9 protein-coding genes and 1 tRNA gene are annotated in these 11,968 nt (G+C 32.5%); 3 read left to right on the forward strand and 7 right to left on the reverse strand.

The annotated features are described in order from the left end of the window. Window positions 1–50: 50 nt before the first annotated feature. The 4 genes from OS191_RS10485 to mce form a co-directional block, all read right to left on the reverse strand. A complete protein-coding gene (locus tag OS191_RS10485; RefSeq protein ID WP_267155637.1) occupies window positions 51–1,847 on the reverse strand; it encodes a ribonucleoside-diphosphate reductase subunit alpha in 1,797 nt (598 codons plus the stop codon). A gap of 1 nt (window position 1,848) precedes the next feature. Beyond that, window positions 1,849–3,123 carry a ribonucleotide-diphosphate reductase subunit beta gene (locus OS191_RS10490; protein ID WP_267155638.1) on the reverse strand — a complete coding sequence of 425 codons (1,275 nt, stop codon included), beginning with the start codon at window positions 3,121–3,123 and terminating at the stop codon, window positions 1,849–1,851. Window positions 3,124–3,465: 342 nt separating this feature from the next. Continuing rightward, window positions 3,466–3,539: transfer RNA gene (locus tag OS191_RS10495), tRNA-Ile, on the reverse strand. 87 nt (window positions 3,540–3,626) lie between these two features. Beyond that, on the reverse strand, window positions 3,627–4,031 hold the full coding sequence (gene mce / locus OS191_RS10500; protein ID WP_267155639.1) for a methylmalonyl-CoA epimerase: 405 nt from the start codon (window positions 4,029–4,031) through the stop codon (window positions 3,627–3,629). A 167-nt stretch (window positions 4,032–4,198) separates the two neighbouring features. Here mce and rbfA point away from each other — a divergent pair, with 167 nt between their 5' ends. Both rbfA and OS191_RS10510 read left to right on the forward strand, forming a co-directional pair. After that, on the forward strand, window positions 4,199–4,594 hold the full coding sequence (gene rbfA, locus OS191_RS10505) for a 30S ribosome-binding factor RbfA (protein WP_267155640.1): 396 nt from the start codon (window positions 4,199–4,201) through the stop codon (window positions 4,592–4,594). Continuing rightward, a complete protein-coding gene (locus OS191_RS10510; protein WP_267155641.1) occupies window positions 4,595–5,800 on the forward strand; it encodes an ABC transporter permease in 1,206 nt (401 codons plus the stop codon). A 49-nt stretch (window positions 5,801–5,849) separates the two neighbouring features. Here the strand turns inward: OS191_RS10510 and dusB are convergent, their stop codons facing one another. Together dusB and OS191_RS10520 are read right to left on the reverse strand one after the other, a co-directional pair. Then, entirely contained in the window at window positions 5,850–6,842 is a 993-nt protein-coding gene (dusB, locus tag OS191_RS10515; protein ID WP_267155642.1) for a tRNA dihydrouridine synthase DusB, read from the reverse strand. Window positions 6,843–6,870: 28 nt separating this feature from the next. After that, entirely contained in the window at window positions 6,871–8,094 is a 1,224-nt protein-coding gene (locus tag OS191_RS10520; RefSeq protein WP_267155643.1) for a M28 family peptidase, read from the reverse strand. Between the two features lie 61 nt (window positions 8,095–8,155). Here OS191_RS10520 and OS191_RS10525 point away from each other — a divergent pair, with 61 nt between their 5' ends. Beyond that, window positions 8,156–9,265: a hypothetical protein gene (locus OS191_RS10525; RefSeq protein WP_267155644.1), complete on the forward strand. Its 1,110-nt coding sequence runs from the start codon at window positions 8,156–8,158 to the stop codon at window positions 9,263–9,265. A gap of 133 nt (window positions 9,266–9,398) precedes the next feature. Here OS191_RS10525 and OS191_RS10530 read toward each other — a convergent pair whose 3' ends face one another. Continuing rightward, window positions 9,399–11,822, reverse strand: coding sequence for a TonB-dependent receptor domain-containing protein (locus tag OS191_RS10530; RefSeq protein ID WP_267155645.1), 2,424 nt, complete (start codon window positions 11,820–11,822; stop codon window positions 9,399–9,401). Between the last annotated feature and the right edge of the window lie 146 nt (window positions 11,823–11,968).

An 11,968-nucleotide genomic window follows, 5' to 3' on the forward strand; every position in this document is an offset into this window, starting at 1 on the left:
CTTTAAAAAGATGGGTTTTTACTATAGTTTTAAAACGTACTTGTTAGTAATTAAGCTTCACAACTAGTACATTCCTTTTTCTGTTTAAATTTCTGTGCAGCATTCATGCTGTGCTGATAATACAAAGATTTTAAACCTAATTTCCATGCAGTAACATGAATTTTGTTTATCTCTTTAACAGGCATATCTGGATGCACAATAATGTTTACAGATTGACCTTGGTCTATATGATTCTGACGATTTGCAGCTTGATAAATAATATCCATCTGGTCGATTTCAGAATAGGTTTTAAATACGTCTTTTTCTAAATCTGTTAAGAAATCCAGATGTTGAACAGAACCATCAAAATCTCTAATGCTATGCCATACTTCTGGTGTGTTTTGTCCTTTTTCTTCTAATAAATCTTCTAAATATGAGTTTTTTATCGTGGTTTTAATTTTAGCGATATCTTTCACATAAATGTTAGACCAGATTGGCTCAATTCCTTGAGATACTTGCCCAAGAATAAACGCCGAAGAGGTTGTTGGAGCAATAGCATTTAAGGTGGCATTACGTCTGCCATATCCTTTAAGTACTTTTGGCTCTCCAAATACTTCAGCTAATTCCCCTGAAGCTTTATATGACTTTTCTTTAATAAGTTTAAAAATCTCACTGTTTAAATTATAAGCTTCTTGGCTGTTAAATGGTAACATTTTAGATTGTAATAAGGAGTGCCAACCTAAAACACCTAAACCTAAGGCTCTATTTTCTTTTGCAAAATTATAAGCACGTTCCATAAATAAGAAGGTTTGACGGTCTTCTCTATCTTCAGAATCTCTATAAACTTCTAATTTATCGATAAATTCGGTAATAACGGCATCTAGAAAATATACCATAGTTTCTACTGCATCTGTATTTTTCCATTTATCGTAATGCAATACATTTACAGAAGATAGTACGCAAACAAAAGACCAGTCGTCGCTTGATGGTAACATGATTTCCGTACATAAATTGCTGGCATAAATGGTATGCTTTTCATTTCTATATACATCGGCTGCAGCATTGTTAGCATTATCTTTAAAGAAGATATACGGATATCCCATTTCTCCTCTTCTCTGTAAAACTTTTGCCCAAATGGTTCTCTTTTCGTTATCTCCATCAACCATTTCTTGCATCCATTGATTGGTTACTGTAACTCCATGGGTTAATTCTTGAATAGGGTTTCCTTCTGTACCAATTTCTAAGAATTCCATAATGTCTGGATGCTCCACAGGTAAATATGGTGAAAAACGACCACGTCTTACAGAACCTTGGCTTACTACATCTACCATAGATTCGAAAAGTTGCATGATATGAACAGCTCCAGAGGCTTGACCATTATTTTTTACTTCGGCACCACGATGACGAATTTTACCAAAGTATCCAGATGTTCCTCCACCTAATTTAGACATCATTCCAACTTCTGATTGGGTGTATAAAATATTCCCCATATCGTCAGACACATGAGATCCAAAACAGCTAATAGGAAGACCTCTTTTCTTTCCAAAGTTAGACCACACCGGAGATGCTAAAGAATAAAACCCTTCAGACATATAACCATAAAACTTATCAGAATATCCTGGAATTTGAAGTATTTCTTCTGCACGATCCGCAATTTCACGAATGCGTTGTTCGGCAGTCATTCCATTAGAAATATAGCCCATAGACAAAAAATTTCGGCTATGATCTGTTAACCATTCAAAACCTTGATTGGTTTGTTGTTGATTGTTTTTAAGTGCTTCTTTTCTTGATTTTACAAGTAGGTCGTTGACGTTTGAGGTTTTAACTTCTGAATTTTCTGTATTGAGGGTAAGTTTTTCGTTGTTCATATTAAAAAAGGTCATCACTGGTTATACTTTGTGTTCTTTTACTGTAGTTGATTGAGCGTTTTACGAAGAAATCGCCGTGTTTGGTGCCTATAATTTCATCGTCAAACCATTCTGTTTCTGCCAGAAGTTTTTTATCGATGTCAAATATTTTATCAATTCCTATGCTTTCTAGAGAAGCGTTAAATCGGTGTTTTATAAATTCGTTAATCACATTTATTGGTAAGAAATCTAATTCGCCATCTTCAAAAATCCAATCTATAATTTTGCTTTCAGCATCAAAAGCTTCACGACACATGTCTTGAATCATTACTTTGTAATCTTCATCAAACCATTCTGGATTTTCAGCTTTAATAATTTTTATGACATCAATACCAAAATCGCCATGAATTTGCTCTTCTTTAGAAGTTGCTTCCACCACATTGGAAATTCCTTTTAGCATATTTTTATGCTTATTAAATGCCATGATGATTAAAAACTGAGAAAACAGCGACACGTGTTCGATAAAAAGTGAAAAAAGTAAAACAGATTCTGCATATTCTTTGTTGTCTTCACTTTTTGCATTTTTTAAAGCAGTTTCTAAATACTGCACACGCTTCATGATAACAGGTTTCTTTTTAAGATTTTTAAACTCTTCGTTTAATCCTAAAATTTCAAGTAAATGTGAGTAAGCATCATGATGACGCACTTCACTTTCGGCAAATGTAGCACCTACAGAACCTATTTCTGGCTTTGGCATTCTATGGTAAATTTCGCCCCAGAAATTTTTTACTGCTACTTCAATTTGAGAAATAGCAAGCATAGTATTTTTTATAGCCGTGCGTTCTTGACTTGTAAGTAATGTTTTAAAATCCTGAATATCGCTTGTAAAGTTGAACTCGGTATGAATCCAATACGAATGTCTAATGGCTGGCACATATTCGTATAATTCTGGATACTCGTAAGGCTTTAAATTTATACGTTTTTCAAAAATATTGGATTTACGTTTTTTAGACTGTTCATTTCGATATAAAATATATGCTTTAGCAACATCAAAAAAACCAGTTTCCATCAGTTTTGTTTCTACAAAGTCTTGTACTTCTTCGACAGTAGGAATATAATCTGGATCCAGTTTTTTTCGCTCTAACAACGAGTCAAAAACCATGTTAGAAATACGTTCAGCATCTACTAATTCTCCGTGTTGAACGGCTGTCATTGCCTTTAAAATAGCGTTGGTAATCTTGTTTAAGTCAAAGGGTTCCGTTAGGAAGTCTCTTTTTAAAACCGAAATGATTTTCATGTGATTTTTGGTTTGAGGGTTTAGAAATTTCGCGATCATAAAGGTCTACTTTTATTCTTATGTTTATTTGAAATCTCTGTTTGGTTTTCCACATTTTTATCAACATTTATAAATTTTAGGATGAATTATAAATCTTAAAATTTGATCATATTAGAGAATGCCTAGGGTTTACACGAAGCTTGATTTAAAAATATTTTTTATGATATGTTAATATGTCTTATGAAAAATAAAAAATGAATGAGATTTGGACGTTCATTCAGTAAATAATGAAGGAATAGAATTTACGTTAAAAGCCTAGAAATAAAAAAGCCTCTACATTTCTGTAAAGGCTTTTTTTACCTGTGGTCCCACCTGGGCTCGAACCAGGGACTTTCTGATTATGAGTCAGATACTCTAACCAGCTGAGTTATAGGACCCATTAGCATTGAAGCTAACTCGACACTTCTCTTTTTTTATAAAGAGAGTGCAATATTACTACATATTTTAATACTCTCAAAGTATTTTTATTCCTTTATCTCTTGACACAACTCAATTAATACACCGTTTGTGGATTTTGGATGTAAAAATGCCACTAATTTATTGTCTGCTCCTTTTTTTGGAGTTTCATTTAAAACAATAAACCCTTCCCCATTCAATCTAGCTATTTCAGCTTCAATATCAGTCACATCAAACGCAATGTGGTGGATGCCTTCCCCTTTTTTTTCTATAAATTTTGCTATGGGACTATCGGCTTTAGTGGCTTCAAGTAATTCAATTTTATTTTCACCTACTTGGAAAAAAGAGGTGTTTACACCTTCGCTAGCAACTTCTTCAATTTTATAATGGGGTTTTCCAAAAAGTTTTGCAAACAAATTGTTTGATTCGTCTAAGTTTTTAACAGCAATACCAATATGTTCAATCTTATTCATTTTCTAATACTTTTATAGTAAGTTACGAATTTTCACTTCAAAAGTAATATAATCTTTAAATATGGTTATTTTTGCATTATAAAAATCCCTTATGGGCTTTTACAATAAATGTCAAGATTCTTAATTTAAAGAAATTAGAATTTAAATGACTTTAAAAATGTATTATTATGGAAGAGAGTCAAAGACAAAAAAAAATAGGATCGGTTTTACAACGCGATTTGGTAGATGTGCTTCAAAAAGCAGCTACGCAAGGTGGAATGAAAGGTATTTTAATCTCAGTTTCTAAGGTAAAAGTGACTGTAGATTTATCTGTTGCCAAGGTTTATTTAAGTATTTTTCCTAACGATAAAGGCAAAGAACTTATAGAAGGTATTAAGTCTAATGCACCTTTAATTAAGCATGAATTAGCACAACGTACCAAGCACCAATTGAGACGGATGCCTGCACTTCAGTTTTATTTAGACGATTCCTTAGAGTATATCGATAAAATAGACCAATCTTTAAAAGGAGAGGATAATCCAATAAAAAAAGTAGACCTTTTAGATAAACGTAAAAAATCGTAGTTGAATTTTTCGTTATACATAGCCAAACGTTATCTGCTTTCTAAAAGCTCTAACAATGCTATTAATTTTATTACCATTATTGCTGCTATAGGTGTTATTCTAGGTTCGGCATCTCTATTTATTGTGCTTTCTGGTTTTGCCGGTTTAAAAGATTTTACACTTCAATTTACTTCCATAATTGATCCAGATTTAAAAGCTGAAGCTTCGGTTGGAAAATCTTTTTTAATTTCTGAAGATGAATTTTCAAAGTTAAACAACTTAGAAAGTGTCGCATCCTATTCCAAAATAATCGAAGAGCGCGTGTTTGTTACGTTTGAAGATAAAAGCTACCTAAATGCTTATATTAAAGGAGTTGATGAGAATTTTGAAATTGTAAACTCCATCGACTCTGTGGTTGTTTTAGGAAGTTGGCTCAACCAGAAAACCAATCAAATAGTTTCCGGATGGGGAATTGCTAACAGCTTATCCTTTGGAGTTTTAAATTATGGAAAACGTATCAATCTATATGTTCCTAAACCTGGAAAAGGACAAATTACTTCTGTAAACCAAGCTTTCAATACTTTTGATGCTGTAAATGTTGGGGTATTTGATGTGAATGAAAACTTAAACGATAAATATATTTATGCGCCAATTGAAATGGCGAGAGCCCTACTTAACTACAAGGAAAATGAAGTGACTGCTCTTGAATTTAAACTAAAAGATAATGTTACTGAAGAACAAGCCAGAAAAGACATTTCTTTGGTTTTAGGTGATAAAATACGTTTAAAAAATAGCACGCAATTAAACGATGCACTTTATAAAATGCTAAATACAGAAAATTTAGCTGTGTACTTAATTTTTACTCTCGTGCTAATTATTGCACTTTTTAATGTAATTGGCTCCATTATTATGATGATTTTGGATAAAAAGAACACTTTAAAGACTTTATTCAGTTTGGGAGCTACTATTTCAAATATTCGGAATATCTTTTTCCTCCAAGGTAGTTTAATGAGTATTGTTGGAGGATTAATTGGCTTGATTTTAGGCTGCTTGATTGTTTGGCTACAAAAAACTTTTTCACTTATAATGATTACGCAAAGTTTGCCTTATCCAGTGACTTTAAAAGCAGAAAATGTACTGATTGTATTTGTTACTATTTCTGTTTTAGGCGTTATAGCTTCGAAAATAGCATCGGTAAGGATTTCTAAAAATCTGGTTGAAAGTTAAATTAAAATCTGATATGTTATTTTAAAATTTAAAGGAATTAATTTAGAAGTTACACAAATTGGTAGTCCGAAAACACATCTAAAACCTCATCAAAAGCTGCAAACACATCCTTCGATTCGTCGCTAGTAACCATTTTCATTCTATATTCTTTAAAATTTGGAATCCCTTTAAAATAATTGGTGTAATGACGTCTGGTTTCAAAGACTCCAAGAGTTTCACCTTTCCAGTCAATAGCCATTTGTAAGTGTCGTCTAGCAGCTTCTACACGTGCTTCTAAGGTTACCGGACTTAAATGTTCTCCAGTATTAAAAAAGTGTTTTACCTGCTTAAAGAACCAAGGGTTTCCAATGGTGGCACGTCCAATCATGCAACCATCTAAACCGTAAACATCTCGCATTTCCATAGCCCGTTCTGGTGTATCCACATCGCCATTCCCAAATACAGGAATATGCATTCTTGGATTGTTTTTTACCTCTGCAATAGGTCTCCAATCGGCATTGCCTTTATACATTTGGGCTCTTGTTCTACCGTGAATAGCTATGGCTTTACAGCCCACATCCTGAAGTCTTTCGGCAACCTCAACAATTCGAATAGAATCGTGGTCCCATCCTAGTCTGGTTTTTACAGTAATTGGAATGTTGGTGCGTTTTACCATTTCGGCTGTAAGTTGTTCCATGAGGCACACATCTTTTAAAATACCTGCTCCTGCTCCTTTACTAACTACTTTTTTAACAGGACAACCAAAATTAATATCGATAATATCTGGATTTGATTTTTCTACAATATCTATGGTTTGCAACATGCTTTCTAAATTGGCACCAAAAATCTGAATCCCAACAGGGCGTTCCTTTTCATAAATATCTAGTTTCATGACGCTTTTAGCAGCATCACGAATCAAGCCTTCACTAGAAATAAATTCGGTATAAACAACGTCTGCTCCTTGCTCCTTACATAACGCACGAAAGGGAGGATCGCTAACATCTTCCATTGGAGCTAATAGCAAAGGAAAATCTGGAAGTTCTATGTTACCTATTTTTACCACCTGTATTTATTTTATTAGTCTAATTTATTTAAAACTGAATATTTGCTTCTACGTTTTCGCCATTTCTCTTAACAACTACTTGCGTAGAATCTCCAGCTTGAAAAACCGATAAAGCCCTCATATAACTCATCATATCGACAATAGTACTATCGCCAAGTTTTACAACAACATCACCCTTTTGTAAACCTGCTTTTTGTGCTGGTTTATCTTCACTTATACCATCTACTCGCATACCTTCACCATCATATAAATAATCTGGAACTACACCTAAACCAACTTTAAAACGAGGCGTTTCTTCACTTTCATTTTTTGTTTTTCTAAAGGCTAGTTTTCCACTTTTATCCAATTCAGTAATGATATCAAAAATATAGTTTGAGATGGCATCCATCCCTTCATAATTTAGCTTTTCAGCATCGTCTCCAGGTTTGTGGTAATCGTCATGCTGCCCAGTAAAAAAATGTAACACAGGAATATCTTGTAAATAAAAAGAGGTATGGTCACTTGGTCCTACCCCAGATTCATTTTCAATAAGTTTAAATCCAGGATTGGTTGCAGATAAAGTTTGTTTCCAACGAGGAGAGGTGCCTACCCCATAAACTGCCAAGGTGCTATCTTGTTTTAAGCGACCAACCATATCCATGTTTATCATGTAATTGGCTTTGCTTAAATCTAACGTGGAATTTTTAGTAAAATAGTTGGAGCCTAGTAAGCCCATTTCTTCACCAGAAAAAGCCATAAACAAGTAGTTATTTGAGGTGTTTGCTTGTTTTAACTTTGCTGCTAAATCTATCATAACTGCAACACCACTAGCATTATCGTCTGCGCCATTATGGATTTCTCTTTCTCCTCTATGAAGGGAACCATCACTGCCATAGCCTAAATGATCGTAATGCGCGCCAATAATGATTGTGTTTTCTGCTTGATTGTCTATATACCCTAAAACATTTGTACCTGTGACTGTAGAATCTTCAGGATTTACCGTATAACTTACTTCGCTATGTGGATCTGTTTTTGGCTTAAAAGTAAAGGCTTGGTAAAACCCATCTGTTCCTTTGCCTTCAAGGCCTAATTGATTAAATCTTTCAACAATATAAGCAGCTGCTTCTTGCTCTCCCTTAGTACCAGTTTCTCTACCTTCTAGCTTATCGTCTGATAGAAATATAACATCTTCTTTTATTTTATTTTCATATTTGTATTCTTGTTTACAACCTAAAAGCGTTATAAAAAAAACGAGTAACGATATTTTCTTCATATTATAAATCTTATTTTTGACAAAATTATGGAATAATTGCCATTTATTTAAACTTTAATCAATGTCTATGTATTTAAGATTTTTTTATTGTATTTTATTTTTAGCCTTAATAACTTCATGTAAAAATGATAAATCTCAATCTGCTGATGCCAAATCTGGTGCCACAAAATGGGTTGACACTCTAATTTATGCAGATGAAGTTCATTTTAAGTCTCTAAAACAAATTACTTTTGGCGGTGATAATGCTGAAGCTTATTGGAGTTTCGACGATAAACAATTAGTGTTTCAGTCCAACCACAAAGGGTGGAATGTAAACTGCGATCAAATGTTTTTGATGAATGTGGACGAAACGTTTGAAGATAACATACCCCCTATGGTTAGTACAGGAAGAGGAAGGACTACATGTGCTTATTTCTTACCAGATAACAAACATATTATTTATGCATCCACACATTTAGGAGGGGAAGATTGTCCAGAAGCTCCTTTACGTAAAAATGGTAAATACATTTGGCCAATATATGATACCTATGATATTTTTGTGGCTGATTTAAATGGCAACATTATTAAGCAACTTACTAACGAACCTGGTTATGATGCTGAACCAACAGTGTCTCCAAAAGGGGATAAAATTGTATTTACTTCGGATAGAAGTGGCGATTTAGAGCTATATACAATGAATATTGATGGAACCGACGTGAAGCAAATTACCTTCGAATTAGGTTATGATGGTGGTGCTTTCTTTTCACCAGATGGAACACAACTAATATTCCGTTCTTCAAGACCTAAAACTGAAGAAGACATTAAAGAATATAAAGATTTATTAGCTGAAGGCTTGGTACAACCAACCGAAATGGAGTTATACATCTGTAATGCAGATGGAAGCGAATTACGCCAATTAACCAACCTAGGAAATGCCAATTGGAGTCCGTTTTTCCATCCTTCTGGAGAAAAGATTTTATTCTCTTCGAATTTTGAATCTGAACGTGGATTTCCTTTTAATCTATATATGATAGACTTAGATGGTAAAAATCTAGAACGTATTACACATAGCGATACGTTTGATGCCTTTCCAGTGTTTTCAAACGATGGGAAAAAACTAATTTTCTCTTCCAATAGAAATAATGGAGGTGGACATGATACCAATTTGTTTATTGCAGAATGGCAAGACTAATACTCTTTATCTTTTAAGATTTTACACCAAAAGTTTAGCCACGAATACACGAATTATTTCTAAAATATTTGTGTATTCGTGGCTTGTTTTTAAGCAAGAATTTTGCTTTTTATAAACCGTTTAAAAAGCTTGATTAATCACGTTCCTTAATACGTTCTCTTTCCTTAACTTCTTTCTGGCGTTCGTTAGTTTGTAATTTAGTATTTCCAAACTTGTACCTAAATCCAAGTTTTACATATCTATTATCCATATTGGTATTATAATAGTTACGCTGATTTAAATACTGTGTTGTTGTATCATAATCTCCTGAATTAAATAAATCTGCAGCACTTAAGGAAATAACAGCTCTTTTCTTTAAAATCGTTTTAGAGATGGATAGCTCGGAATCTAAAACGCCTGCAACCTCCATAAAACCATGTAAATTGGGGGATAAATATATTAACGTAAAATTCACAGATAAACTATGGTCTTCCAAAAACGTAAAATCATTACTTAACACACTATAATTAGTCCATTTATCAGCTTTTATAAAACCATTAGGCGTGTTGGTTTCTTCTTTGGAATTATAAAAAGATGTAACCGCATAAACAAACCAACGATCTGTAATATTAAAATAAGAAATAAAATCGAAGCCAAACTCTACAGATTTATCAACATTAAATGGAGAATAAACGATTTGTTCATTTATATTATCCTGAAATGGTAGCTCTAAGATATTGTCTTTTTTATAAATATAATAAGCCTCTAAAGTTAAAAATGACGTGACGGTAGACCCTATAACATAATGATCCTTATAGGTTGGATTTAAATTGGGGTTACCAACCACTAAAGTATTATCGCTTAAGAAAAAGGTAAACGGATTTAAATCTGTATAACTAGGTCTTTCAATACTTCGTTTAAAGTTAGTATAAAAGCTTAGAACGTCTCCTGCTTGATATTTAATACTTGCTGTTGGAAACCAATCCAAATAGTTTCGTTTATCTGTCTGATTATTGGTTATAGATACACCTTTAACATTTGTTTGCTCCATTCTTAAACCTGCATTTATACTCCATTTATCCCATACCTTATCATAGTTTGCATAGGCAGCAAAAACATTTTCTTTATAATGGAATGCACTAGAATTTGCTGTATTTAATATTTGCTGGTTGGTATTAAAATCATAATCATAACGAGTGATATCACTTTCAGTGGTAATATTTGAATATTTTGAACCAACATCAAAGTTTGACGTTTCATTAATTGAATGCTTATAATCCAATTGAGCTGTAAAAATCTGTGTTTCTTGATTAGAATCAGTATTAAAAGCTGTTGGTTCAACAAAGTTATTGTTTTGGTCGTAATAATTACTAGAAGATTCTTGAAATCTATTGTAATCATAAATGGTAAAATGACTATTAAAAGCTAAACTACTGTTGGAAAATTTATGGACATAATCTAAGTCGAATCCTAAATTATACTTATCATCGTTAGACAAATTATCAGCTTCAAATCTGGATTGGAACACATTATTAGCATCAAAAACACTGGTATTATTATCTATTTTATATTTAAAATATGGTGTCCATAACATGTTTGAAGATACACTTAAGGTATTTTTTTCATCTAATAGGAAATCTAAATTAAAGTTAAGATTATGAGATTTAGTCCAAGTGTTTCTGTTTACAGAAGATCTCCAAATATTTTCAATTTGATTATTAGAATCTAAGTAAAATACGCCATCATCATTATCTCTATTAATTTTCTCATCAGTATAACTATAATTAGCAAATAAATTAATCTTATCGGTTTTAAAATAATTAGTCATCCCAAAGTTATACCTTGGAAAAACACCTTGAGTATAATTGGCAAACACACTACCTCTATAACCTATTACCAAGTTTTTACTCATAATAATATTTAAAACAACTCCACTTTCAGCATCGTAACTTGCTGATGGGTTAGTAATAACCTCAACAGATTTTATGGCATTTGCAGGAGACCCCTCTAGAAGTTGGAATAATTCATCGGATGATAATTGTACTTTTCTGTTATTAATATAAACTGTTGGAGAAGAACCTTTAACCATTATTTGTCCATCCATGACCAAAACTCCAGGTGTGCTTTTAACTACTTGAAGCAGACTTCCTTCAGATAAAGCTGTATTTTCAACACCAAAAACCAATCTATCAGCCTCTTTTTTAATAGTTGGTTTGTTTACCACAATATTAACTTCGTCTAAAGCTTCGTTATTTTCATGCAATGTAATCTCACCAAGATTGATATCTTTAGAAGACACTTGAATAGATTTATCAAAATCTTTAAAACCAATAAAACTTATTTTAATAAAATAATTACCTTCCTTAATATTTTTTAATTCAAAAAAACCTTGTTCGTTGGTAGAAGTTCCTTTAATTGCTGAAGAATCTTTAGCAGAAAATAAAACCATATTTGCGAAATAAACTGGGTTTTTATCTATATCTTTAACAGTCCCCATTATAGATATATCCTGACTTAATACTGAAAAAGGCAGTAAAAAGACAAGAAAAATACAACAGAAATTTCGTTTAAAATTCATAAACAAGTTTGGGGCTACAATATAAAGATTGTTTTGAATATATTTTTACGGAAATCCTTAAATAAATTATTTTCATTTAGTTAGTCTTTAATATTTAAAGCTATTTTAAAACAATTATATTTGCAAATTAGTTTTTTAGCTAGGAT

Source organism: Xanthomarina sp. F2636L, from assembly GCF_026410195.1.
Classification (GTDB): Bacteria; Bacteroidota; Bacteroidia; order Flavobacteriales; family Flavobacteriaceae; genus Xanthomarina.